23 protein-coding genes, 1 tRNA gene and 1 riboswitch are annotated in these 23523 nt (G+C 62.8%); of the genes, 11 read left to right on the forward strand and 13 right to left on the reverse strand.

What is annotated here, in order from left to right; genetic code table 11:
• Positions 1–10: 10 nt before the first annotated feature.
• Positions 11–805 carry an IclR family transcriptional regulator gene (locus Q4G20_RS11220; RefSeq protein WP_303343542.1) on the reverse strand — a complete coding sequence of 265 codons (795 nt, stop codon included), beginning with the start codon at positions 803–805 and terminating at the stop codon, positions 11–13.
• Between the two features lie 439 nt (positions 806–1244).
• Here Q4G20_RS11220 and Q4G20_RS11225 point away from each other — a divergent pair, with 439 nt between their 5' ends.
• From Q4G20_RS11225 to Q4G20_RS11235, 3 genes are all read left to right on the forward strand, one after another.
• Complete coding sequence (locus Q4G20_RS11225; RefSeq protein WP_303343543.1) at positions 1245–2666, forward strand: mannose-1-phosphate guanylyltransferase/mannose-6-phosphate isomerase; 1422 nt, start codon at positions 1245–1247, stop codon at positions 2664–2666.
• A 1-nt stretch (position 2667) separates the two neighbouring features.
• Entirely contained in the window at positions 2668–3258 is a 591-nt protein-coding gene (locus tag Q4G20_RS11230) for a d(CMP) kinase (RefSeq protein ID WP_303343544.1), read from the forward strand.
• A 74-nt stretch (positions 3259–3332) separates the two neighbouring features.
• On the forward strand, positions 3333–4841 hold the full coding sequence (locus tag Q4G20_RS11235; protein WP_303343545.1) for a VPLPA-CTERM sorting domain-containing protein: 1509 nt from the start codon (positions 3333–3335) through the stop codon (positions 4839–4841).
• A gap of 48 nt (positions 4842–4889) precedes the next feature.
• Here the strand turns inward: Q4G20_RS11235 and metH are convergent, their stop codons facing one another.
• The 6 genes from metH to trpA form a co-directional block, all read right to left on the reverse strand.
• Positions 4890–7595, reverse strand: a complete 2706-nt coding sequence (gene metH / locus Q4G20_RS11240) for a methionine synthase (protein ID WP_303343546.1) — start codon at positions 7593–7595, stop codon at positions 4890–4892.
• Complete coding sequence (locus tag Q4G20_RS11245) at positions 7588–8631, reverse strand: homocysteine S-methyltransferase family protein (RefSeq protein WP_303343548.1); 1044 nt, start codon at positions 8629–8631, stop codon at positions 7588–7590. Before Q4G20_RS11245 ends, metH begins: the two co-directional genes overlap by 8 nt.
• A gap of 96 nt (positions 8632–8727) precedes the next feature.
• Positions 8728–9102, reverse strand: coding sequence for an AAA+ family ATPase (locus tag Q4G20_RS11250; RefSeq protein WP_303343549.1), 375 nt, complete (start codon positions 9100–9102; stop codon positions 8728–8730).
• A gap of 41 nt (positions 9103–9143) precedes the next feature.
• Positions 9144–9872: a molecular chaperone DjiA gene (locus Q4G20_RS11255; RefSeq protein WP_303343550.1), complete on the reverse strand. Its 729-nt coding sequence runs from the start codon at positions 9870–9872 to the stop codon at positions 9144–9146.
• A gap of 46 nt (positions 9873–9918) precedes the next feature.
• Complete coding sequence (locus Q4G20_RS11260; RefSeq protein WP_303343551.1) at positions 9919–10428, reverse strand: GNAT family N-acetyltransferase; 510 nt, start codon at positions 10426–10428, stop codon at positions 9919–9921.
• Positions 10421–11218 carry a tryptophan synthase subunit alpha gene (gene trpA / locus Q4G20_RS11265; protein ID WP_303343552.1) on the reverse strand — a complete coding sequence of 266 codons (798 nt, stop codon included), beginning with the start codon at positions 11216–11218 and terminating at the stop codon, positions 10421–10423. The genes Q4G20_RS11260 and trpA overlap by 8 nt, the downstream gene beginning before the upstream one ends.
• Before the next feature lie 211 nt (positions 11219–11429).
• Between trpA and Q4G20_RS11270 the strand changes: the two genes are divergently transcribed.
• Positions 11430–12224 (forward strand): NF038132 family protein, encoded by a 795-nt coding sequence (locus tag Q4G20_RS11270; RefSeq protein WP_303343553.1) that lies wholly within the window; start codon positions 11430–11432, stop codon positions 12222–12224.
• A 127-nt stretch (positions 12225–12351) separates the two neighbouring features.
• Entirely contained in the window at positions 12352–13449 is a 1098-nt protein-coding gene (gene ychF, locus Q4G20_RS11275) for a redox-regulated ATPase YchF (RefSeq protein ID WP_303343554.1), read from the forward strand.
• 505 nt (positions 13450–13954) lie between these two features.
• On the opposite strand, the gene Q4G20_RS11280 is transcribed toward ychF, so the two are convergent.
• Together Q4G20_RS11280 and Q4G20_RS11285 are read right to left on the reverse strand one after the other, a co-directional pair.
• Positions 13955–14548, reverse strand: coding sequence for a TetR/AcrR family transcriptional regulator (locus Q4G20_RS11280; protein ID WP_303343555.1), 594 nt, complete (start codon positions 14546–14548; stop codon positions 13955–13957).
• Positions 14549–14820: 272 nt separating this feature from the next.
• Positions 14821–14895: transfer RNA gene (locus Q4G20_RS11285), tRNA-Thr, on the reverse strand.
• A gap of 136 nt (positions 14896–15031) precedes the next feature.
• Here Q4G20_RS11285 and Q4G20_RS11290 point away from each other — a divergent pair.
• From Q4G20_RS11290 to Q4G20_RS11300, 3 genes are read left to right on the forward strand one after another with little or no spacing between them, the layout of a single operon-like run.
• Complete coding sequence (locus tag Q4G20_RS11290) at positions 15032–15205, forward strand: hypothetical protein (protein WP_303343556.1); 174 nt, start codon at positions 15032–15034, stop codon at positions 15203–15205.
• A complete protein-coding gene (gene murA, locus Q4G20_RS11295) occupies positions 15186–16466 on the forward strand; it encodes a UDP-N-acetylglucosamine 1-carboxyvinyltransferase (protein WP_303343557.1) in 1281 nt (426 codons plus the stop codon). Before Q4G20_RS11290 ends, murA begins: the two co-directional genes overlap by 20 nt.
• A 2-nt stretch (positions 16467–16468) precedes the next feature.
• Positions 16469–16942 (forward strand): DUF2948 family protein, encoded by a 474-nt coding sequence (locus Q4G20_RS11300; protein ID WP_303343558.1) that lies wholly within the window; start codon positions 16469–16471, stop codon positions 16940–16942.
• A gap of 6 nt (positions 16943–16948) precedes the next feature.
• Here the strand turns inward: Q4G20_RS11300 and Q4G20_RS11305 are convergent, their stop codons facing one another.
• Positions 16949–17743 carry a peptidoglycan-binding domain-containing protein gene (locus tag Q4G20_RS11305; protein ID WP_303343559.1) on the reverse strand — a complete coding sequence of 265 codons (795 nt, stop codon included), beginning with the start codon at positions 17741–17743 and terminating at the stop codon, positions 16949–16951.
• 152 nt (positions 17744–17895) lie between these two features.
• On the opposite strand from Q4G20_RS11305, the gene hisD reads away from it, so the two are divergent.
• Genes hisD through Q4G20_RS11320 form a run of 3 tightly spaced genes read left to right on the forward strand, consistent with a single transcriptional unit; the run spans position 17896 to position 20144 of the window.
• Positions 17896–19209 (forward strand): histidinol dehydrogenase, encoded by a 1314-nt coding sequence (gene hisD, locus Q4G20_RS11310; protein ID WP_303343561.1) that lies wholly within the window; start codon positions 17896–17898, stop codon positions 19207–19209.
• Positions 19206–19685: a UPF0262 family protein gene (locus tag Q4G20_RS11315; RefSeq protein ID WP_303343562.1), complete on the forward strand. Its 480-nt coding sequence runs from the start codon at positions 19206–19208 to the stop codon at positions 19683–19685. Before hisD ends, Q4G20_RS11315 begins: the two co-directional genes overlap by 4 nt.
• Positions 19686–19688: 3 nt before the next feature.
• Positions 19689–20144: a low molecular weight phosphatase family protein gene (locus Q4G20_RS11320; protein WP_303343563.1), complete on the forward strand. Its 456-nt coding sequence runs from the start codon at positions 19689–19691 to the stop codon at positions 20142–20144.
• Here Q4G20_RS11320 and Q4G20_RS11325 read toward each other — a convergent pair.
• From Q4G20_RS11325 to pgl, 3 genes are all read right to left on the reverse strand, one after another.
• Entirely contained in the window at positions 20141–21013 is an 873-nt protein-coding gene (locus tag Q4G20_RS11325; RefSeq protein WP_303343564.1) for a DMT family transporter, read from the reverse strand. The genes Q4G20_RS11320 and Q4G20_RS11325 overlap by 4 nt on opposite strands.
• 59 nt (positions 21014–21072) lie before the next feature.
• Positions 21073–21203, reverse strand: a riboswitch (FMN riboswitch).
• A gap of 35 nt (positions 21204–21238) precedes the next feature.
• Positions 21239–22840 carry a glucose-6-phosphate isomerase gene (gene pgi, locus Q4G20_RS11330; protein WP_303343565.1) on the reverse strand — a complete coding sequence of 534 codons (1602 nt, stop codon included), beginning with the start codon at positions 22838–22840 and terminating at the stop codon, positions 21239–21241.
• A 10-nt stretch (positions 22841–22850) separates the two neighbouring features.
• Positions 22851–23522, reverse strand: a complete 672-nt coding sequence (gene pgl / locus Q4G20_RS11335; protein ID WP_303343600.1) for a 6-phosphogluconolactonase — start codon at positions 23520–23522, stop codon at positions 22851–22853.
• Position 23523 lies beyond the last annotated feature (1 nt).

Consider the following 23523-nt stretch of genomic DNA (forward strand, 5'->3'; position numbering starts at 1 on the left):
GCCGTTTAGGTCACCCCAAAACACCCAAAGTTCCCGCTGCGGCAACTACTGCGGCGCCCAGCGTTTTCAGATGCTCGGCCCCCAGACGATGCGCCGGGCCGTGCAGGCACAGCGCCCCGGCCACGCGTCCCGACAGATCGCGCACCGGTGCCGCCACGCCGATCATCCCGTCCGCCGATTCGTTCTGGTCGATCGCATAGCCTCGGTTCTGAATGCGCGTCAGGTCGTCTTGCAGCTGCTGGGGATCGGTGATCGTGTGATCGGTCAGCCGGGTCGGAGGCGCGCCGTTCAGCACCGCCTGCATCAGGTCCGGGTTATGCGCCAGAATCGCCTTGCCCGGAGCGGAGGCATGCAGAGCCGCGCTGCTGCCAATGGCGAAATCCGCGCGGATGGCATGGGGCGATTCCGACTGCGCCACAACAACCACCGCATCGCGCTGTTCCAATGCCAGCGTCGCGGTTTCCGCCGTGTCGCCCGACAATTGCCGCAACAGCGGACGCGCGCGTTCGGTCAGCCCGCCCGCGCGCAAAAAGGACGCGCCCAGATAGAACCCGCCGGTCCCGATGCTCCATGCCTGCGTGGCCCGGTCGGTCTGGACCATATTGTGACGTTGCAGCGTGTGCAGCATCCGATGCACGGTCGAAGGAGACTGCCGCGTGAGGTCCGACGCCTCGCTTAGGGTCAGGCTGCCATGCTTGGCCAAGGTTGTCAGCAAATCCAGTGCGCGTTCCAGCGACTGAATGGTTCCCTGCGGCTCGGTGTCCTGTTTCGGGGGACGCCCCCGGCGGCGTATGGTATCAGACATCGCGCGTTCCCTGTTTCCTCAGCCATGTCTTTGGGCAGTTTCTGCACCTGCACAAGGTTAGACTGACATAAATCTGCAAAACAACGAAAAAAACCGTGTTTTGTCTAATTCACCTGTAAAAATCGTGATGTAAATGTCTGAAAATTAACGAATAGACCGGGGTAGAAACATGCAGATTGTGCAGGTTTTGATTTTGCCAGTTTTGTAAAAATATATTCCAACATTGTGGCCTCGGTAAATTGCACATATGGTATCCATATATAAACAAATGGTTTTTATGTAGAATATTTTAACCTGCCAATGTAGATGATTCGGGCGTGGCTCTGATGCGCGGCTGTCGTCACCTCATGGGCAGAAAATGCGCCGAATGCGATCGCGTCCCTTTTGTTCAGGATGGGCCGACGCTATCAGAAGGCTGTCATACGGAAGGGGCAGTGTCATGTTCAAAATTACGCCGGTGCTGATGGCGGGCGGGTCCGGGACGCGGTTGTGGCCGGTGTCGCGCAAAAGCTTTCCCAAACAGTTCGCGCAACTGATTGGCGATGAAACGCTGTTTCAGGCGTCGGCGCATCGGCTGTCGGGGCCGCTGTTTGATGCGCCTGTGGTGATGACGAATGCGGATTTCCGGTTCATCGTGGCGGAACAGCTGGATCAGATGGGGCTGACGCCGGGCGCGATTGTCATTGAACCGTCAGGCCGCAACACCGCGCCCGCCGTTTTGGCCGCGGCGCTGATGGCCGACAGCCCCGACACGCTGTTGCTGGTGGCGCCGTCCGATCATGTCATCCCCGATTCGGACGCGTTTGCGCGTGCGGTGGAACAGGGCGCGGCTGCGGCTGCCGATGGCCGCATTGTGACATTCGGCATCACGCCGGACCGCCCGGAAACGGGATATGGTTATCTGGAACTGGCGGGGCAGGGCGACGGCCCTCAGCCTCTGGCCCGGTTTGTCGAAAAGCCCGATGCCGACCGCGCGGCGCAGATGCTGGCGCAGGGCAACTATCTGTGGAATGCGGGGATTTTCCTGTTCCGCGCCGGCACGATGATCGACGCCTTCCGCGCCCATGCGCCGGACTATGTCGCGCCCGTGCAGCAGGCGATTGACGACGCGGCCACGGATCTGGGCTTTTTGCGACTGGCGCGCGCGCCGTGGGACAGCCTGCCCGATAATTCAATCGACTATGCCGTGATGGAAAAGGCCGACAATCTGACCGTCGTTCGGTTTTCCGACGGCTGGTCGGATCTGGGCGGCTGGGACGCCGTCTGGCGCGAAGGTCTGGGCGGCGCCGATACCGGCAATGTCGCGGATGACTGTTCGACGGCGATTGATTGCGAAAACGTGTTGCTGCGGTCGGACAACCCCGATGTGCAGGTCGTGGGCATCGGCCTGCGCGATACGGTCGTGGTGGCAACCGGCGATGCGGTTCTGGTCGCCGATAAGAACCGCGCCCAGGACGTGCGCAAGGCCGTATCCGCCCTGAAATCCAAAGGCCGCAAACAGGCCGAGGCGTTCCCCCGCGATCATCGCCCTTGGGGCTGGTTTGAAACGCTGGCCTTGGCGGATCGTTTTCAGGTCAAACGCATCGTGGTAAAACCCGGAGCGGCCCTGTCGCTGCAAAGCCATGTTCACCGGTCCGAACACTGGATTGTGGTCAGCGGCACCGCGCGGGTGACGGTGGATGACCGGGTGACGCTGGTGACGGAAAACCAGTCGATCTATGTGCCGCTGGGCGCGATTCACCGCATGGAAAACCCCGGCAAAGTCCCGATGATCCTGATCGAGGTGCAAACCGGCAGCTATCTGGGCGAAGACGATATTATCCGCTACGAAGACGTCTATTCCCGCAGCAGTGAGGATTGATATGGGATTTATCGTTGCCATTGATGGCCCCGCCGCGGCAGGCAAAGGCACGGTGTCGCGCGCGATTGCGGCGATGTTTGGCTTTGCGCATCTGGATACGGGGTTGCTGTATCGGGCGACGGGGGCCAAGGGCGGTGATCCGGTCGCGGCGGCGCGGGGGCTGTGTGCCGACGATCTGGCGCGCGACGACCTGCGCAGCGCCGAGGCCGGGCAGGCCGCAAGCCGCGTTGCCGCCATCCCGCAGGTCCGCGATGAGCTGGTTGAATTTCAGCGCCGCTTCGCGCGTCAGGAACCCGGCGCGGTGCTGGACGGGCGCGACATTGGCACGGTGATTTGCCCCGATGCCGATGTGAAATTCTTTATCACCGCATCCGATCAGGTGCGGGCGGAACGCCGCGCGGCGGAATTGGGTGCCGATGTGGCGCATATTCTGGCCGAATTGCGCGAACGCGACCGGCGCGACCGTGAACGGGCGACCGCGCCGCTCTGTGCCGCGCCCGATGCGGTTGTGATCGACACCAGCGATCTGACGGTGGATCAGGTGATTGATCAGGTTGCGCAATGCATCAAGAACCGGGCGAAATTCGCCTGAAACCACCCGATTGTCACAATTTTGTCACCTTTACGGGGCAAAGTCCGGTTAACTGTTTCTGACCCGAGGTTACTATGCGTTCTGTTTTGCTGTCTGGCGTGGCCCTGACGATGTTGATGGGGGGCGCGTCGTTTGCGGGTTCCTGTGATGCGGTTGCGATTGGCGGGGAAAGTCAAATTATCCGCTGCACCGGCGGCGAAGCCGGGCCGCAGGTTGTCAGCGGTTCTAACACATCCTTCACTGTTGGAGACGACGCCTCGCTGACGTCGAACAATCGCAGCACGCCTGCCGCAGCGATCACGGGCGACAATGTCAGGTTTTACAACCTAAATACCGTCTCGAACACCGACACCCGCAACAACGCCAATGCGATCGACGTGACCGGCGGCGGCGTCTATGTCGAAAATCGTGGCACCATTTCCAGCGGCGATCGCGCCATCCACATCACGGGCGAAGGTGCTGATGCGTTCAGCATCGTCAATGACGGCGTGATCACGTCGCGTCGTCAGGCGATTCGGACGCTGAACGAACTGGCCATCCCGTATCTGAGCGTCGTTAACAACGGCACCATCAGCAGCAGCGACGGCCGCGCGATCCAGGGTCGCGGCTTTGGCACATGGGTGCAAAATAACGGCCAACTGTTCGGCTGGGAAGAAGTGATCGAGGCCCGCGACGGCTTTGCCCTCGACAATCGCGGTGTGATCGAGGCTGGCCGCCCGATCTATGACGCCGAAGGCACCATCACCGGCTTTGAACGCAAGGCCGACGAAGACGGCGTGCAATTCGCCAGCGGCTCTGTGGTCAACTATGGCCGGATTGTCGGCACCGATGACGGCATCGACATGGACGAAGGCACGGTGGAAAACCGCGCGGGCGGTGTTATCATCTCGCTGGGGCCGGATAACGACCCGGACAAAGCCGCGATTGATATTGACGGCGCGTTTGACAACAGCCGCGATCCGCTGCGTTCGGCCACCACCGTCAGCATCGTCAACGAAGGCTATATGGAAGGGCCGCGCGGCATCACCGTCGAATACGACCCGACCCGCGCCGATGACGATGTGAATAACGCGCGCCAGCGTGTGACCATCGTCAACAGTGGCGAAATCGTCGGCCGAGGCGGCACGGCGATCTGGCTGGCCCCCACGCAGGGCGACAGCAGCCTGACCGTGACTGGCAACTCCATCATTCGCGGCGATGTCGTGATGGGCGGCGGCGATGACACGCTGACCTTTGCCCACCTGTCGCATACCGGCGACTGGCGGATCGACAACCTGTTTGATGGCGGGGCCGGCTATAACATCGTTGATATCGACTATGACTTTGCCGAGATTACGAACGCGACCCAGATGACGCCCAGCGTGCTGCGTTTGGCCTTTATGAACACCAATGCCGGTCTGGAAATGAACGCGCGGTTCACCAATTGGGATATGTTCTTCTTTAGCAGCGGTCATCGTTTCACGCCCAGCGAATTGCTGGCGCAGTTTGCGCAGATCGCGCCGGTTCCGCTGCCTGCGGGGGCGGTGCTGCTGGTGTCGGCCCTTGGCGGCATGGCGGCGCTGCGCCGTCGCAAAGCGGCCTAAGCCACCGGTTTTTAAACGAAAACGGGGCGCATCACGCGCCCCGTTTTTTTATACCGCCACCTTGGCCGGGGTGTAATTCAAAATCGGGGCCAGCCAGCGTTCGGCGTCGTCCAGTGACATGCCTTTGCGCGCGGCGTAATCGCGGACCTGATCCTGTTCGACCTTGGCCACCCCGAAATAATAGGCGTCGGGATGCGCGATATAGAGACCCGAGACCGACGAACCGGGCCACATCGCCATGCCCTCGGTCAGGCGAACGCCGGTGGTGTCTTCGGCGTTCAGCAGGCGGAACAGGGTCAGTTTTTCGGTGTGATCGGGCTGCGCCGGATAGCCGGGGGCGGGGCGGATCCCGGCATAGGGTTCCGCGATCAGTTCGACCGGCGTAAAGGCTTCATCCGCGGCATAGCCCCAGAATTCGCGCCGCACCCGTTCATGCAGCATTTCGGCCATAGCCTCGGCCATGCGGTCGGCCAGGGCTTTGACCAGAATCGCGGAATAATCGTCATGTTCGGATTCGAAGCGGGCGGCGATCTCGGCTTCTTCGGGGCCTGCGGTGACGACGAAACCGCCGACATGGTCGGGCGCGTCGGGTGCCACGAAATCCGACAGCGCGACATTCGGGCGTGCGCCGCGTTTGTTCACCTGTTGACGCAGCGTGTGCAGCGTGGCCAGTTCCTGTTCGCGGCTGGCATCGGTGAACAGACGGATGTCGTCGCCCACCGCATTGGCGGGCCAGAACCCAACCACGGCGCGCGGCGTGAACCATTTGCCGTCGATGATCCGGCGCAGCATCGCCTGCGCGTCATCAAACAGGGCGCGTGCGGCCTCGCCTTGTTTTTCATCGTCCAGAATACGCGGGTAAACGCCCTTCAGTTCCCATGTCTGGAAGAACGGAGTCCAGTCGATGTAATCCGCAATCGCCGCCAGATCCCAGTCATCAACGACCCGAGCGCCGGTAAAGCTGGGCGCGACCGGCGTGTAATCCGACCAGTCCAGTTTCAGCGCATTGGCGCGCGCGTCAGCCAGAGGCAGACGCTGTTTCGCGGCCTCGGACCGTTCGTGGCGGTCGGCGACTTCGGCGTATTCGGTGCGCAGATTGGCGATGTAGTCGGCCTGCTGGGTGGGGCTAAGCAGCGACGACACCACCCCCACGGCGCGGCTGGCATCGGTGACGTAAACCGCCGCACCTTTATGATAACGCGGGGCAATTTTGACCGCCGTGTGAATTTTCGACGTGGTGGCCCCGCCGATCAGCAGCGGCACGGCAAAGCCTTCGCGCTCCATTTCATTGGCGACATGGACCATTTCGTCCAGACTGGGCGTGATCAGACCCGACAGCCCGATGGCGTCCACATTTTCGTCGCGCGCCACTTGCAGGATTTTCTGCGCCGGCACCATGACGCCCAGATCAATCACCTGATAATTGTTGCAGGCCAGCACGACGCCGACGATGTTTTTGCCAATATCGTGAACGTCGCCCTTGACCGTCGCCATCAGGATTTTGCCCGCGCTTTCGCGGTCGGCGGCGCCGGTCAGACGCTTTTCTTCCTCCATATAGGGCAGCAGGACGGCGACGGCCTGCTTCATGACGCGGGCCGATTTCACGACCTGAGGCAGAAACATCTTACCCGCGCCAAACAGATCGCCCACCACATTCATGCCCGCCATCAGCGGGCCTTCGATGACATGCAAGGGGCGTTCGGCGGCCTGACGGGCCTCTTCGGTGTCGGCGTCGATATATTCGGTGATGCCGTTGACAAGCGCGTGTTCCAGCCGCTTTTCAACCGTCCATTCGCGCCAGGACAGGTCTTTTTCGCGGGCCTTGGTGCCGCCTTCGCCACGGAACCGTTCGGCCACATCCAGCAGGCGTTCGGTCGCATCGGGGCGGCGGTTCAGCACCACATCTTCGCAGGCGTCGCGCAATTCCGTGTCGATCTGATCGTAAACCGCCAGCTGACCGGCATTGACGATGCCCATATCCATGCCCGCCTGAATGGCGTGATACAGGAACACGGCGTGCATCGCTTCGCGCACGGGTTCGTTGCCCCGGAACGAAAACGACAGATTCGACACCCCGCCCGAGATATGCGCATGAGGCAGATTTTCGCGAATCCAGCGGGTCGCGTTAATGAAATCAACGCCATAATTGTTGTGTTCCTCGATCCCCGTCGCCACGGCGAACACATTGGGGTCAAAGATGATGTCTTCGGGCGGAAAGCCCACCTCGTCCACCAGAATACGATAGGCGCGTTCGCAGATTTCGATTTTGCGTTCGAAACTGTCGGCCTGACCCGTTTCGTCGAAGGCCATCACCACGACCGCCGCGCCATAGGCCAGACACAGACGCGCCTGTTCGCGGAACTGGTCCAGCCCCTCTTTCATGCTGATCGAGTTGACGATCGGCTTGCCCTGCACGCATTGCAGGCCCGCCTCGATCACGTCCCATTTGGAGCTGTCGATCATCACGGGAACGCGGGCAATATCGGGTTCGGCGGCCAGCAGGTTCAGAAACTCGACCATGGCGGCGCGGCTGTCGATCAGCCCTTCGTCCATGTTGATGTCGATGATCTGCGCGCCGTTTTCCACCTGATCGCGGGCCACGTCCAAAGCGGCGGCATAATCGCGATTCGTGATCAGTTTGCGAAACCGGGCGGAGCCGGTCACGTTGGTGCGTTCGCCCACATTCACAAACGGAATGTCCGGGGTCAGCGTAAAGGGTTCCAGCCCCGAAAGGCGCAGCAGGCGGTCAGACATGTTCAGGCACCTTTCGCGGGTTCAGTGTCGCCACGGCGTCGGCAATGGCGCGGATATGATCGGGGGTCGTGCCGCAGCAGCCGCCAACGACATTCACCAACCCCTCGCGGGCGAAATCGGCGACTTGGCGCGCGGTGTCGTCGGGGCCTTCGTCATATTGGCCGAACGCATTGGGCAGGCCCGCATTGGGATAGGCGCAGATGCGCGTATCCGCCACGCCCGCCAGTTCCGCCAGATGCGGGCGCATGGCGGATGCACCAAGCGCGCAGTTCAGCCCAACGGTCCACGGATTCGCGTGACGGACCGAATACCAGAACGCGGTCGGGGTTTGCCCCGACAGGGTGCGGCCCGATGCGTCGGTGATGGTCCCCGAAATCATCAAAGGCAGCGCCTGCCCGTGATCCTGCATCGCCTCAAGACAGGCAAAGATCGCGGCTTTGGCGTTCAGCGTGTCAAAGATGGTTTCGATCAGCAAAATATCCGCGCCGCCCGCGATCAGCCCGCGCGCCTGCTGCAAATAGGCGACGCGCAGATCGTCAAAGGTCACGGCGCGATAGCCGGGATTGTTCACATCGGGGCTGATGGATGCCGTGCGGTTCGTCGGCCCAATCGCGCCCGCCACGAAACGCGGCCGCCCGTCCTGCGCCGTGGCGCGGTCAAGCGCGCGACGCACAATCTGCGCGCCCTGCACATTCAGATCATGCACCGCGTTTTCCATGGCGTAATCGGCCTGCGCAATCGTGGTTGCGGAAAAGGTGTTGGTTTCCACGATATCCGCGCCGGCCATGGCGTATTTGTAATGGATTTCCTCGATCGCGTCGGGCTGGGTCAGGATCAGCAGATCGTTGTTGCCCTGTTGCGGATGGTCGGAATGGTGGCGGCAGACATGGCCGGATGCGTGGCCGGTATAGTCGTCTTCGGACAGGCCAAGCTGTTGAATCTGCGTCCCCATGGCCCCGTCAAGGATCAGGATCCGTTCGGATGCCGCGTGGTTCAGCGCCTGAAAAACGGGCGAAAGGGGTAATCTGCCGGTCATAATCGCGTCCTTATGGTTGAACGCGCTATAATGCCTGCGGATGCTGGCCGCAAATTCATAATCTGCGACATGATTATGAACGCGGGTCAAGTGCCGTTATAATTCAATCTGCGGCGCGTCGGGGTTGAGCGGGATGTCAGGCGTCAGCCGCCGCAGGTCATCGCCAATCGGCGGCGGGGGCGGCGCGTCGGGGCGGCGGCGGATCAGAATATCGCCGTTGTCCAACCGCTGCGGCAGTTCGTAATGGCGGATGTCGTCCATGATGACGCCCAGATCCTGCATCGCGGGGGCAAGGCGGTTCATCGCGCCCCCTAACCCGCGCGCGGCGTCGTCCAGATCGGGGCCGATTTCGTCCAGCAGGTTTTGAAACAACAGACCCAGCCCGCGTTCGATCAGGTCAAAGCCATCATCCTGCGCCAAGGCGGCACCGGGGGGCAGGGACAGGGCCAATATGACAGCAAGCCGTTTCATATCGCTAAGGTGGGGGCGCCGCCGCCCGGACGCAAGAGGGATCACGCCCCCGCCGGGTCAGGTGCCTGATGCAGCGCGCGAAATTTCTGCCACGCGTCGTTCAGAACACGGGTGCGGGCCTCGGCCAGACGGACGGCCTCGGGGGGCAGGCCGCGGGCAATGGCGCGGTCGGGATGCGATTCGCGAACCAGATCGCGCCAGCGTTTGCGCGCCTCGGGCAGCGGAGTGTCGGGGGTGACGCCCAGAACGTCGCAGGGCGGGCAGCCATTCGGAACATGACGGCGGCGGATCGCGGCCAGTTGCGGGGCCGGGACGCCGAAAATCCGCGCCACTTCGTCGATAAAGATCACCTCGGCGTCGTGCAATTCGCCATCGGCAAGGGCGATGATAAACAACCCCTCGATCACGTCCAGCAGCACGGGATCGGCGGGCGGAAACATCGCCGCAATGCGCCGCGCCCACGCGTCAAAGCCCGCCACATCCTGCCGCGCCAGATCAAAGACGCGGGCGGCGTTTTTTTCCTCGGACCGGGGGATGATGAACACGCGGCGAAAGGCCGTCACCTCGGACCGCGCAACCATGCCGTCGGCCTTGGCCAGTTTCGCGCCCAAGGCGATCACGGCAATGGTGAAGGCGACCGATTTTTCCGGCGGAGTCGCCGCCCGCGCCCGCCCGACCAAGGCCGCTAGCCGGTCGCCAATGCGCTGCCAAAAGCTGCGCGGCTTAGGCAGGGCGGGGCAGGGACACAAAGGCTGGGCGCAACATTCCATACGCCTATGTTAGCGCCAGTTCCGCCCCCCGAACAGAGGGCGCGGGTCACGCCTGCGTCAAATCCTTACCCCACAGGGTAATGTCATGATATTCGCCGAATTTACAGCCGATGCCGGGCAGGGTGGCCCATTTGCCGTAACCGTTGCGGTCGTGGAAATCCTGCGACGGCTGGTTGTCGCCGGTGATCGACCCCACCAGCACACGCCCGCCATGGGCGCGGACGTGATCTTCGATTGCGTTCAGCATCAGTTCGCCGGTGCCGTCGCCCTGATGGTCGGGGCAGATATAGATCGAATGTTCTTTGGTATGCGCGTATCCCGGCCCGTCGCGGAAATGGGTGTAGGTGGCAAAGCCCGCAATCGCGCCGTCTTGGGTCGTGGCAACCAGAAAGGCGTGGCCGTCGCCCTGATTGCGCGCGATCAGGTCCACGATGTCCTGTTCGGTCATCTCATCGGCGCGCACGGTCAACAGCGTGTCGCGGATCACCGGATTCCAGATGGCGACAATCGCCGCCGCGTCATCGGCGGTCGCATTCCGCAGGCACAGATCAGCCACGATGCGCCCCCGCCGCCAGATCGCGCACGAAATCCAGAACCTGCGCGACGGGGCGACCTTCGCCGATCATTTTGACAATCGCGCTGCCCACAACGCAGCCATCGGCCACGCTGGCGATTTGTTCGGCCGCGTCCGGGGTGTTGATCCCAAACCCCACCACAACCGGCAGATTGGCGGCGTCACGGATGCGCGCGACCTGAGGCGCGACATCCGCCGCATTGGCCGCCGCGCCGCCGGTGATGCCGGTGACGCTGACGTAATACACAAATCCGCTGGTGTTTTTCACCACGGCAGGCAGGCGGCGGTCATCGGTGGTCGGCGTCGCCAAACGGATAAAGTTCAACCCGGCGCGCGCGGCGGGGATGCATAATTCGTCGTCTTCTTCCGGGGGCAGATCAACGATGATCAGCCCGTCAACGCCTGCATCGGCGGCATCGGTCAGAAACTGATCCACACCACCGGGCCGGGCATAGATCGGGTTGTAATACCCCATCAGCACAACCGGAGTGGTGTTATCCTGCTGCCGGAACGCGCGCAGCATGTCCAAGGTCTGCGACACACTGCCACCGGCGGCCAAGGCGCGTTGCCCCGCCGCCTGAATGGTCGGGCCATCCGCCATCGGATCGGTGAAGGGCATCCCCAATTCGATAATATCAACCCCTGCCGCCGGCAGTCCCTGCATGATCTGCAACGCGGTGTCGTGGTCCGGGTCAGACGCCATCATATAGGCGACAAACGCCTTTTGCCCCTGATCACGCAGCCGCGCGAAGGTGTCATCAATCCGGGTCATCACCTGTCTCCGTCCGATCTATGCCGCTGGTGTGGCCCAGATTGCCGCGATGTTCAAGCGCGCCTTGCGATGCGGGTGACGGAAACGTCAACAACTCTGCTTTTGGTTGATTAGATTGTTTATTTTCAATCGCTTATCTGAAATTAATAAATTGCAAACATAGTTGACAATGGTAAACAGAACCCATCTCATATTCTGACAGGAGACGATAATGAGTTTTGCACGTTACGCAGCCGCGGCCTTGACCACGGCAGTGATCGCCACCGGCGCACATGCCGCATCGCTTCCCGCGGATTGGGTGGTCGACGGCAATGCCGGCGTTGCCATGCCCGACGGCATCATGACCGCGCCGCCGGAACAGGGGCCGGGTTATTATTACGTCACGACCTTTGAAGGCAAATACGGCGTCGGCGCGTTGCCGGGCGTGGGTGGTTCCGGGACGCCGATTGATGGCAGCACGCTGACCACGTCGTCATTCGCGGCCAAGGCTGGCGATGTTTTGACGTTCTTTTTCAACTATGTGACCTCGGACGGGGCAGGTTATGCTGACTACGGCTGGGCGCGTCTGCTGAATACGGCCGGCGATCAGGCCGCGTTGCTGTTCACCGCGCGCACCACGCCGGGCGGCAACAGCGTTCCGGGTTTCTCTATGCCCGACGCGCAAGCCACGCTGGAACCCGGCGTTGTCGATATTATCGCCGGTAGCCCGGTGTGGTCTGTTCTGGGGAGCGAAAGCGGCACCTGCTACAGCGTCGGCTGCGGTTACACCGGTTGGGTCAAATCGACTTATGAATTCCTGAATGACGGTGATTTCAACCTGCAATTCGGTGTCACGAACTGGAGCGATACCAACTATGCTTCGGCTATGGCGTTCGCCGGTGCGCAGATTGCGGGCGTGGACATCACGCCCCCGACGCAGCCCGCGCCGGTTCCGCTGCCCGCCAGTGCGGCACTGCTGCTGGCCGGGATGGGCGCATTGGCCGCCACCCGCCGTCGCAAAGCATAACGCTGCAACGCATAAAAATGTCAGGCCCGCCCCACCCGGCGGGCCTTTCTGTATCGGCGCAGGCTGGACTTGGCCCCTTATTCCGCGTAACAGACGCCGGATTTCACATAAGACAGGGAACAGGGTCATGGGCTTTCGCATGGGGATCGTCGGTTTGCCGAATGTTGGTAAATCAACGCTGTTTAACGCGCTGACGAAAACCGCCGCCGCGCAGGCCGCCAACTTTCCTTTCTGCACCATCGAACCGAACGTAGGTGAGGTGGCCGTCCCTGATCCCCGGTTGGACCAGTTGGCGCAGATCGCCGGGTCGAAACAGATCCTGCCCACGCGGATTACCTTTGTGGACATCGCCGGTCTGGTCAAAGGCGCATCCAAGGGCGAAGGTCTGGGCAACCAGTTTCTGGCCAATATCCGCGAAGTGGACGCAATCGCCCATGTTCTGCGCTGTTTCGAAGACGGCGACATTACCCATGTCGAAGGTCGCGTTGATCCTATGGCCGACGCCGAGGTGATCGAAACCGAACTGATGATCGCGGACATGGAATCCATCGAACGCCGTCTGGCCAACCTGCAACGCAAGCTGAAAGGCAACGACAAAGAGGCCGCCGAACAGGATCGCCTGCTGCGCGTGGCCTTGGCCGCGCTTGAGGCCGGGCAACCCGCGCGCAGCGTGCAGGTGGCCGATGACGACCGCAAGGCGTGGAATATGCTGCAATTGCTGACGTCAAAACCGGTTCTGTATGTCTGCAACGTGGCGGAATCCGAGGCCGCGAACGGCAACGCCCTGTCGGATAAAGTCGCCGAGATGGCGCGCGAACAGGGCGCGGGCCATGTCGTGATCTCGGCCCGGATCGAAGAAGAAATCAGCCAGCTGGACGCGGACGAAGCCGAAATGTTCCTTGGCGAAATGGGGTTAGAGGAAGCGGGCCTGGATCGCCTGATCCGCGCGGGTTACGACCTGTTGGGCCTGCAAACCTATTTCACCGTTGGCCCGAAAGAGGCGCGCGCCTGGACCATCCGCAAAGGCACGCTGGCCCCGCAAGCGGCGGGTGTCATTCATGGCGATTTTGAAAAAGGGTTCATCCGCGCCGAAACGATTGCCTTTGCCGATTATGTCGCGGGCAACGGCGAATCCGGCGCGCGCGACGCGGGCAAGCTGCGGGTCGAAGGCAAAACCTACGAAGTCAAAGACGGCGACGTCCTGCATTTCCTGTTCAACGCATAAAAAAGGGCGGCCACGGGGCCGCCTTTTTGTTTCCGCGTGGGGTGCGGCAAAACCTGCGCCGCCAAGAACGGCGGCGCTTGGATATGGGGTTGCGCGCATGACGATGGGCGGCGATTGGGTCGCCCTGTCTCTCTATTGGTGTGCCACCGGCGGGCCACGGGACTGACCTGTGATTGCAACAACGGCCATGTTCTGCGGCGCGGTTCGGCGCGTCAGAACGGGCGGGTCGTGACACGCCTTTCGCGGTCCGTGCGGGTTGCGCCCGGTTTTTCACCGTCCGGCAGAGCGCGGGCGCGGCAGGTCACGGGCCAGCCCGTCGCCGCGAAAGACGGCGACGTTTTCCATGTTCTGTTGAACGCGGGAAAGGGGCGGCCTTTTTGTTTCCGCGTAAGGGCGCGCCCCGTTTTGCAACGTCACCCGGCGACAAACCCCGCGACGTTTCAGTTGCATCTTGGCGCATAAAAAAGGGCGGCCACGGGGCCGCCTTTTTTCCTATCCGCGCCGATCAGTCCTGATTTTGCTGGTCGATATGTTGCAGCGCCGCCGACAGGAATTCATCCATGGCGATTGAAATGCTTTCCTCGGGTGCTTTGCCGGTGGGTTGCCAGATGCTCAGATAGTCATCCAGCATCATATCCGCGATCCCGAACATGCAGCTGCGCATAATCATCGGCCAGACCGAATGATCATCCACATTCAGCAGAGCTTTGAACAATTCGCGGAAGCTGGCATCGCAATTCGCCACAATGCCGCTGGTGCGCTGCGGCGTCAGCAACAGGCTGGCGATGACGCGATACAGATTCGGGTTTTCAGCCACCCAACCCAGATAGGCCGTTGCCGTGCGATGCAGGCGGGTGCGCAAATCGTCGTTCGAATAATCGTCCAGCGTTGTCAGCAAACATTGGGTCAGGCTGGTCATCGCATGGTTCACAATGGCCGTTTCCAGCGTTTCATCGGTGGGAAACATTTTGGCGAATGCGCCGGGGGGCAGCTGCATCGCCTCGGTCAATGCGTTGACAGTGCAGGGGCGTTTTGCGGCGCGGACCATCATGTCTGCGGCCGCGTTAATGGCGTCGTCCTGGCTGGGTATGCTGGTCATGCTAAATTCTTATTTGTGTGCATTAATACTGATGGCGGTGCCGCTGGGCAGGCACGGCGGCGCCAATCCCGTGTTTGCCTTGCTATAACGCTAAGTTAACTCGCCTGAAAGTGGTAACGCGCACGTCAACCCCGCAATACGCCGCAGTTTTTAAGAAAAATTTCTTTGATTATCTTTGGGTCATGCCGCAGTCCGGTTTGTTGACCCCGGTTGCAGCGAATCGACTGCGCTAAAATGCGCGGCGTTGTCAGCGTTTTTTATGTCATGGACAATGGTGCTGTGAGAGAGGATTGAACTCTCGACCTCTCCCTTACCAAGGGAGTGCTCTACCACTGAGCTACCACAGCATCGTGGAGGGGCGTTTAGCCCGTGGCGTTGCGCCGCGCAAGGGGGATCGTCACATTTTTTCGATTTTTTGCCGACGCCGCGTCGAAAGCCCTGCGATTGCTGGACGTGGCGCGCATGGGGCGGTAACAGGGGCGAATGACCGACCAGATCAATGACAAAAACAGCAAACCCAGCCGCGATGATCGGCTGCGCGCGGCGTTGCGGGCGAATCTGCAACGACGCAAGGCGCAGGCGCGCGCGCGGGCGGATCAGGCGGATAGCGAAACGGGCAGTAAGACAGGCAAGGATAATGGATCAGATCATCGTTAATGGTAATGGCCCGCTCAGCGGCGAAATCCCGATTGCGGGGGCGAAGAATGCGTGCCTGACGCTGATGCCGGCCACGCTGTTGACGGATCAGCCGCTGACCCTGACCAATGCGCCGCGCCTGTCGGATATTCGCACCATGACCGCGCTGTTGCAAAGTCTGGGCGCCGAAGTCGCCAGCCTGCAAGAAGGTCAGGTGCTGGCCATGTCCAGCCACGACCTGACCAGTCAGCGCGCGGAGTATGACATCGTGCGGAAAATGCGGGCCTCGATTCTGGTGCTGGGGCCGCTTCTGGCGCGCTATGGTCAGGCCGAGGTGTCGCTGCCCGGCGGTTGCGCGATTGGTGCGCGGCCCGTGGACCTTCACCTGAAGGCGTTCGAGGCTATGGGTGCCGATCTGGACTTGCGCGACGGCTATGTTCACGCCAAGGCCCCGCTGGGCGGTCTGCGCGGCGCGGTTGTGGATTTCCCGCTGGTATCGGTCGGGGCGACGGAAAACGCGCTGATGGCGGCGGTTCTGGCCAAAGGGACCACGGTTCTGAACAACGCCGCGCGCGAACCGGAAATTGTCGATCTGGCGCAATGCCTGCGGGCCATGGGCGCGCAGATCGACGGTGACGGCACCAGCACCATCACCATTCAGGGCGTCGATTCGCTGCATGGCGCGACGCATCAGGTCGTGACCGACCGGATCGAGCTGGGAACCTATATGCTGGCCCCCGCCATGTGCGGCGGCGAGGTGGAATGTCTGGGCGGGCGCATCGAATTGCTGGCGGCGTTCTGCGAAAAGCTGGACGAAGCCGGCCTGACGGTCGAGGAAACCCCGCGCGGTATTAAGGTCAGCCGCAAAAATGGCCGGGTGCGCGCGGTGAATGTCACGACCGAACCTTTCCCCGGTTTCCCGACCGACCTTCAGGCGCAGTTCATGGCCATGATGTGTCTGGCCGAAGGCACCAGCGTTCTGGAAGAAACCATCTTTGAAAACCGCTTTATGCACGCGCCCGAACTGATCCGCATGGGTGCGCGGATTGATGTTCACGGCGGCCACGCCACCGTCACCGGCGTGGAAAAACTGCGCGGCGCGCCCGTGATGGCCACCGATCTGCGCGCCTCGGTCAGCCTGATTCTGGCCGGTATGGCGGCCGAGGGGCAAACGACCGTCAGCCGCGTCTATCATCTGGATCGCGGTTATGAAAAAGTTGTGCGGAAACTGCGCGGCGTCGGCGCGCATATCGAACGCATCAAAGACGTGAAAGAGGACTAACCATGCAGGACGCGCGCTTTGCCGATGCTGACCCCCGCCCTCTGGCCTTGATGGCGGCGGATGACGCGGATTTGCGCGTCATTTCCGCGCTGTCGCAGGATGCGGTTCTGCCGGGGTCGGACATCATCTATGACAGCCGCGCGCGTCAGGTGGCGTTGCTGCTGAACCGTTTCCGATGGGAAGATGCCACGGATGCAGAACGAGAAGGCCGCGCCTTTGAACGGGTGCGGTCGGTGCTGCTGATCCGCGACGCCCTGCGGCTGCAATCGGACGGGATCACCCGTGACGGGGAAACCGTGCTGGAATTGCTGGCGGTGCAGTGGCAACCGGGCGATGACGGCACCGGGCGGCTGGTTCTGGATTTCGCGGGCGACGGGTCGCTGGCCGTCGATTGCGAATGTCTGAACGTCGAATTGCGCGACGTGACGCGGCCCTATGCGGCGCTGTCGGGGCGGAAACCGGTCCACCCCGACTGATCGTGGTTAACCGCCGGTTTCACGGCGCATGGTGTAAATCTGATCGGCGGTCAGAAAACCCGTGACGGGCAGGGCATGATCGCCTTGCCAGCGGCGGATCGCGTTGCGGGTGTTCGGCCCGAATGTCCCGGTGGTGCCGCCGGTGTCGTAGCGCAGAATGGTTAACCGCAACTGCACTTCGCGGCGTTCGGCATCGCTGAGCTCTAATGCGCGTTCCTCGGCCTCGGCGGATTGAGGGGCCGCCGTGGGCGTGCGGGCGGCGGCCTGTTGGCCGATCTGGCGCACCTGCGCGGCGGTGACATATCCGGTCACGGTTTCGCCCTGTGCGCGCTGCCAGTTGGAAATCGCGGCACGGGTCTGACGCCCCCACAACCCATCCGGCGATCCCGGCTGATGGCCCAGCGTGGTTAATTCGCGCTGAATCCGGGTGCGGTCGGCGCGGGTCAGGCCGATGGCCGATTCCGTCCGCGCGGCGCTGTCGCTGATGACCGGCACGGTCGGGGTGGCGGGAGTCGCGGGCGTGGCTGGGGTTGCCGGGGCAGGCGTTGCCGCGCCCAGACGCGTCAGGGCCGCCCGCGCCTGCGCGGCGTAAATCCCCTGCGGATACTGGTTCAGATAGGCGCGATACCCCGCCGCGGTATTGGCCTTTTGCGCATCGGCCCAGGCGGTTTTGTCCAGTTCCTGCGCCAGCAAACCTTGGGCCACGCCCTGAATGATCTGGCCCAGATCTTGGGCTTGAACGGTGGGCGGGACCAGCAGCGTGGCCCCCAACAGGATGGCGGGAATGACGGGATGTCGCATCGGTTCCTCTGACTGGCCGGGATGGCCTTGATGAATGATGGTCCGTTAACGTGCGCCGCGCAAAACAATTCCGCACGCGCCGGATTTTGTGATCGGCTTGAACGGGGCGGCTCGGGCCTGCTAAGAAAACGCCAACACAAAGGGGGCGCCATATGCCGGTATGTCTGAACAGCGCGGATGCGGATTTCGAAACGGGCTTTCGCCAGATGCTGAACGCTAAACGCGAAGATTCCGCCGATGTGAACGATGTCGTGGCGGGGATCATCGCCGATGTGCGCGACCGGGGCGATGCGGCGCTGTGCGAATTGACCGCGCGCTTTGACCGGCTGGACCTGACACCCGAGACGCTGCGTTTCAGCGACGACCAGATCGCAACCGAAATCGCCCGCGTCACGGCCGAGGACCGCGCGGCACTGGAATTGGCGGCGGATCGCATCCGCGCCTATCACGCGCGGCAGATGCCCGATGACGCGCAATGGACCGATGAACAGGGCGCGACGCTGGGCTGGCGATGGACGCCCGTATCGGCGGCGGGGCTGTATGTGCCGGGCGGGCAGGCGGCCTATCCGTCCAGCGTGCTGATGAATGCGATCCCGGCGCGGGTGGCCGGGGTGGAACGGCTGGTCATCTGCGTGCCGACTCCGGGCGGGGTGGTGAACCCGCTGGTGCTGCTGGCCGCGCAACTGGCGGGCGTGGATGAGATTTATCGCGTGGGTGGCGCGCAGGCGATTGCGGCGCTTGCCTATGGCACCGATACGATTGCGCCGGTCGATAAAATCACCGGCCCCGGCAATGCCTATGTCGCGGCGGCGAAACGTCAGGTCTTTGGCCGCGTGGGCATCGACATGATCGCTGGCCCGTCCGAGGTCCTGGTGATCGCCGATGCCGACCAGAACCCCGACTGGATCGCGTGGGATTTGCTGGCGCAGGCCGAACATGACGCCGACGCGCAGTCGATCCTGATCACCACCGATCCCGCACTGGCGCAGGCCGTGGCGGCGTCCGTGGATCGCATCCTGCCGACGCTGGAACGCGCCGATATTGCCGGTGCCAGCTGGCGCGATTACGGCACGATCATCACGGTGGATCATCTGGATCAGGCGGCGGCGCTGTCGAACCGCATTGCGCCGGAACATCTGGAACTGTGCGTTGCCGACCCCGAAGGGCTGGCGCAGAAATGCACCCATGCGGGCGCGATTTTCCTGGGCGCCTATACCCCCGAGGCCGTGGGCGATTACGTCAGCGGCCCGAACCACGTTCTGCCCACGGCGCGGTCGGCGCGGTTTTCGTCCGGCCTGTCGGTGATGGATTTTCTGAAACGCACCACGCTGGCGCGGCTGACGCCCGGCGCTTTGGCCGCGATTGGTCCCGCCGCCGTGCAATTGGCCGCGTCCGAGGGGTTGCAGGCGCATGGCGCTTCGGTTCAGGCTCGGTTGGGGATGTTGAATACCGGGGGGGACGCATGACGCGCATTATTCGGATTGAGATTGACGACAGCGCCTTGCCGCCCGCCACGCCGGAAATGGAACAGGAACGCCGCGTCGCGGTGTTCGACCTGATCGAAGATAACAGCTTTGCCGTTCCGGGCCGCGACGGCGCGCCTGCGCCCGATGGGCCGTTCGTGTTGGAACTGTGCGTGCGCGAAGGGCGGCTGGTCTTTGATATGACCACGGAAACCGCGGATAAGGTTGCCGAATTTCACCTGTCGATGGGGCCGTTCCGGCAGGTGGTCAAAGATTACTTCCAAATCTGCCAAAGCTATTTCGACGCCGTGAAACGCCTGCCCCCCGCCCAGATCGAGGCGATCGACATGGCCCGCCGCGGCATCCACAACGAAGGCGCCCGCACCCTGCAAGAACGGCTGGACGGTAAGGCCGAACTGGACATCGACACGGCGCGGCGTCTGTTTACGCTGATCTGTTCGCTGATTCCGCAGGGGTGACGGATGGCGGAACGCTTTCCTTCCTCGGTTCTGTTTTGCTGTGATCACAATGCGATTCGGTCGCCGATGGCCGAAGGATTAATGAAACAATTGTATGGCAGGCGCGCCTATGTCCAATCGGCGGGGGTGCGCAACGATCAGGAAATCGACGGTTTCGCCATTGCCGTCAGCGGTGAAATCGGCGTCGAATTGTCCAATCACCGCAGCCGCAGTTTCGAGGAAATGCAGGATTGGGGCGATGATCTGGGCCAGTTTGACCTGATCATCGCCCTGTCGCCCGCCAGTCTGCGTCTGGCGCAGGAAATGACCCGCACCGCGCATATCGACGTGGAATATTGGCCGATCATGGACCCCACCGGCATGGCCGAGGCGCGCGACGCGAAGCTGGCCTTGTATCGGCAAAGCCGCGACCAGATTCGCGCGCGGATGATCGAACGGTTCGGCGCGCCCACCGATTAAGCGCGGCGCGATTCCCCCGACAGCAGCCACAGCGATGCGCCGACGATCAGCGCGGACCCGATCCACATGCTGCCCGGCGGCACAAATCCGAATGTGATGATCCCCAGCCCGACATTGAACGGCAATTTGATATGGTCAAAGGGCTGCAAAAACGCCGCATCCGCAATGGAATAGGCCCGCGCCAAGGCGTATTGCGCCGCCGCCGTCAGCAGCCCCGCAACCGCCAGTGCCGCCAATGCCGCGCCGCTGATGGCCAGCCCGGCCCCCGGCGTCAGGGTTAACGCAAGGTTCAGCGGCGTCAGCAGCGCCAGCAGATACAACGTCAGCGTGGCCGGGCTTTCGGTGGCGGTCATGCGTTTCGTCATCAGCGATGATGCCGCCCACAGCGCCGCCGCCCCCACCGGCGCGAATGCCCACACCGTGAACGCATCCGACCACGGCGACAAAATCACCGCGCCGCCGATAAACCCCGCAACCACGGCGGCCCAGCGTTCCACCGTGACCCGTTCGCCCAACAGCACCGCCGCACCGATGGTGACGAAGAACGGAGACAGCATAATCAGCGAAATCGCCTGCCAGATCGGGACATGGGCCAGCCCCATGGTCCATAACTGCACTCCGCCCACGGCGAAGGCGACGCGCAGGATATGCGCCGGCAGCCGCGCGGTGCGCAGGGCTGACAGGTCGCGCCCCTGCCACGGCAACAGCACGATCAGCGCAATGGCATATTGCCAGAACGTCGCCGTGGGCGAGGCCAGCCCCAGCCGCATGGTCACATATTGCAGCATCGTGTTGACGCAGGCGAACATCGCCCCCGCCGCGATCATCAGCGCCGCGCCGTGGCGGGCCGGATTGTCGAATAAGGTCATCGCGCGTCCTTTCTGTCCTTGCGCATTGACCCAAGGCAGAACGCCCCGCAAATGCGGGTGCGCCATCTCTTTCATCCGGACTGTAACCGTCGGCCCCGGAATTTCACCGGATCTGCTGACCCTGCCGATGGGCAGGCGCTCGCGGGCTGTAACCGCCGGTGGGGAATTTCGCCCCGCCCTGAGATAATCCGGCGGACATATCCCCACACGCGACCGCGCGCAAGATCACCCGCGCAGGTCGTGCAGCGCGCGCACCAGATGCAGCGTGGACGCATCCTGACCCGGCGCGTCCTGCCCCCGCAACAGCGGTTCCAGACGCAGGGCCAGTTCCTTGCCCAGCTCCACCCCCCACTGGTCAAAGCTGTTGATGCCCAGAATCACGCCTTCCACGAACACGCGGTGTTCATACAGCGCGACGATCTGGCCCAGCGTAAACGGCGTCAGTTGCGGGATCAGCAGCGTGGTGGAGGGGCGGTTTCCGGGGAACACGCGGTGCCGCGCCTGACGGTCCAGTTCGTCGCCCGTCAGCCCGCGCGCGGACATCATCTCGCGCGCCTGTTCCAGCGACCGCCCGCGCATCAGCGCCTGCGACTGCGCCAGACAATTCGCCACCAACAGAATGTGGTGATGATCCAGTTCCGGTTCATGCCCCCGCGCGGCGACGATAAATTCGCATGGCACAACGCCCGTGCCTTGGTGGATCAGCTGATAAAAGGCGTGCTGGCCGTTCGTGCCGGGTTCGCCCCAGACAATCGGCCCGCTGACGCGCGGCAGGTCGCTGCCATCCATAGCCACGCGCTTGCCGTTCGATTCCATTTCCAATTGCTGCAAATAGGCGGGCAGCCTCAGCAACCGGTTGTCATAGGGCAGCACCGCCCGGCTGGCATAGCCGCAAATCTGGTGATGCCAGATCCCCGTCAGCGCCAGCACAACCGGCAGGTTCTGAACCAACGGCGCGGTGCGGAAATGCGCATCCATGGCCGCCGCCCCCGCCAGAAACTGCGCGAAGTCATCCGGGCCAATGGCCAGCATCAGCGACAGCCCAATCGGCCCCCAGACGGAATAACGCCCGCCCACCCAATCTTCGAACCCAAAGACGCGCGACGGGTCGATGCCGAAATCGGCGGTTTTATCCGTGGCCGATGACAGCGCGGCGAATTGCGCCGCCGGGTTGTCCACGGCCTGCGCCATCCAATCGCGCGCGGTGCGGGCGTTTGTCATGGTCTCGATGGTGGTGAATGTTTTCGACGCCACGATGATCAGCGTCGTGGCCGGGTTCAGCCCGCGCAAGGTGTCGGCAATATCGGCGCCGTCCACATTGCTGACGAAATGCGTGCGTGGCCCGTCGTGATAGGGCGCAAGCGCCAGCACCGCCATGACCGGCCCCAGATCGGACCCGCCGATGCCGATATTCACCACATCGGTAATGCGCCCGCCCGCGCCGGTAAACGCGCCCGACCGCACATCGCGGGCAAAGCCCTGCATCCGGGCATAGGTGTCACGCACGGCGGGCATCACATCCACGCCGTCCACCATCACGGACCTATCGAGATTGCGCAGAGCGGTGTGCAGAACCGCGCGGCCTTCGGTTTCGTTGATGCGCTCGCCCGCAAACATCGCGTCACGCCGCGCCGGCACGACCGCCGCCAGTTCCAGCAGCATATCCCGCGCGGCGGCGTCGATCATGGTTTTGGACCAGTCAAACACCAGCCCATCCGCCACCGTCGTGAACGTCCGCGCCCGGCCCGGATCAGAGGCGAACAGGTCATCCATCCGGGCATCGCCCTGCGCGTTGCGGTGATGGGTCAGGCGGTCCCAGATCGTCATCAGATGTTCCTTATTCGGCCCAGTGAACCGTTGCGTTATCAAGGAAAGCGCGGATCGGCGCGACCGTCGGGTCCAGCTTTTGCGCGTTTTCCAATGCCTCGCGCTTTTCCGGTCCCATGATCAGGATATGCAGATGCAGCGCGTCGGCCAGCACCGGACGGGTCAGAGTGATGCGCGGTTCTTCGGCCCCGTCGGCGCGGATGGGCAGGACGGCGGGCGCATCCGTTGCCAGTGCAGCCGCCAGATGATCAGCGCCCGGAAACAGGCTGGCGGTGTGCATGTCATTGCCCATCCCCAGCAGCGCCACCGTCAGCGGCAGATGCGCCGCCAGCCGTTCGGACAGGGCCGGGGCCGCGTCGTCGGGTGTCGCGTCGCCGGTGAACAGGTCAATGTAATCCGCCGCCGCCGCTTTGTCGCGCAGCAGGTGGCGGCGCAGCAGGCGCGAATTGGACCGCGCATGGTCGCCATCAACCCAGCGTTCATCCCCCAGAACGACCGTCACCCGGTCCCATTCCAGATCAGCGCCCGACAGCGTTTCAAAGACCTGAACCGGGGACGTGCCGCCCGGAACGCACAGCGTCGCGCGGTCATTGGCGCGCAGCGCCTGCGTCAGGTTCATCGCCAGTTTGTCGGCCAATGCCAAGGACAGCATTTCGCGGTCGGGATATTCGACGAATTCCATG

Origin of the sequence: Paracoccus sp. (in: a-proteobacteria), assembly GCF_030538495.1 — a bacterium.
In the GTDB taxonomy this organism is placed as follows: Bacteria; Pseudomonadota; Alphaproteobacteria; order Rhodobacterales; family Rhodobacteraceae; genus Paracoccus.

Bases quoted from the DNA above. Each gene is read 5' to 3' on its own strand.
- Q4G20_RS11220 (WP_303343542.1), bottom strand. From the start codon at position 805: ATGTCTGATACCATACGCCGCCGGGGGCGTCCCCCGAAACAGGACACC.
- Q4G20_RS11225 (WP_303343543.1), top strand. From the start codon at position 1,245: ATGTTCAAAATTACGCCGGTGCTGATGGCGGGCGGGTCCGGGACGCGG.
- Q4G20_RS11230 (WP_303343544.1), top strand. From the start codon at position 2,668: ATGGGATTTATCGTTGCCATTGATGGCCCCGCCGCGGCAGGCAAAGGC.
- Q4G20_RS11235 (WP_303343545.1), top strand. From the start codon at position 3,333: ATGCGTTCTGTTTTGCTGTCTGGCGTGGCCCTGACGATGTTGATGGGG.
- metH (WP_303343546.1), bottom strand. From the start codon at position 7,595: ATGTCTGACCGCCTGCTGCGCCTTTCGGGGCTGGAACCCTTTACGCTG.
- Q4G20_RS11245 (WP_303343548.1), bottom strand. From the start codon at position 8,631: ATGACCGGCAGATTACCCCTTTCGCCCGTTTTTCAGGCGCTGAACCAC.
- Q4G20_RS11250 (WP_303343549.1), bottom strand. From the start codon at position 9,102: ATGAAACGGCTTGCTGTCATATTGGCCCTGTCCCTGCCCCCCGGTGCC.
- Q4G20_RS11255 (WP_303343550.1), bottom strand. From the start codon at position 9,872: ATGGAATGTTGCGCCCAGCCTTTGTGTCCCTGCCCCGCCCTGCCTAAG.
- trpA (WP_303343552.1), bottom strand. From the start codon at position 11,218: ATGACCCGGATTGATGACACCTTCGCGCGGCTGCGTGATCAGGGGCAA.
- Q4G20_RS11270 (WP_303343553.1), top strand. From the start codon at position 11,430: ATGAGTTTTGCACGTTACGCAGCCGCGGCCTTGACCACGGCAGTGATC.
- ychF (WP_303343554.1), top strand. From the start codon at position 12,352: ATGGGCTTTCGCATGGGGATCGTCGGTTTGCCGAATGTTGGTAAATCA.
- Q4G20_RS11280 (WP_303343555.1), bottom strand. From the start codon at position 14,548: ATGACCAGCATACCCAGCCAGGACGACGCCATTAACGCGGCCGCAGAC.
- Q4G20_RS11290 (WP_303343556.1), top strand. From the start codon at position 15,032: ATGACCGACCAGATCAATGACAAAAACAGCAAACCCAGCCGCGATGAT.
- murA (WP_303343557.1), top strand. From the start codon at position 15,186: ATGGATCAGATCATCGTTAATGGTAATGGCCCGCTCAGCGGCGAAATC.
- Q4G20_RS11300 (WP_303343558.1), top strand. From the start codon at position 16,469: ATGCAGGACGCGCGCTTTGCCGATGCTGACCCCCGCCCTCTGGCCTTG.
- Q4G20_RS11305 (WP_303343559.1), bottom strand. From the start codon at position 17,743: ATGCGACATCCCGTCATTCCCGCCATCCTGTTGGGGGCCACGCTGCTG.
- hisD (WP_303343561.1), top strand. From the start codon at position 17,896: ATGCCGGTATGTCTGAACAGCGCGGATGCGGATTTCGAAACGGGCTTT.
- Q4G20_RS11315 (WP_303343562.1), top strand. From the start codon at position 19,206: ATGACGCGCATTATTCGGATTGAGATTGACGACAGCGCCTTGCCGCCC.
- Q4G20_RS11320 (WP_303343563.1), top strand. From the start codon at position 19,689: ATGGCGGAACGCTTTCCTTCCTCGGTTCTGTTTTGCTGTGATCACAAT.
- Q4G20_RS11325 (WP_303343564.1), bottom strand. From the start codon at position 21,013: ATGACCTTATTCGACAATCCGGCCCGCCACGGCGCGGCGCTGATGATC.
- pgi (WP_303343565.1), bottom strand. From the start codon at position 22,840: ATGACGATCTGGGACCGCCTGACCCATCACCGCAACGCGCAGGGCGAT.
- pgl (WP_303343600.1), bottom strand. From the start codon at position 23,522: ATGGAATTCGTCGAATATCCCGACCGCGAAATGCTGTCCTTGGCATTG.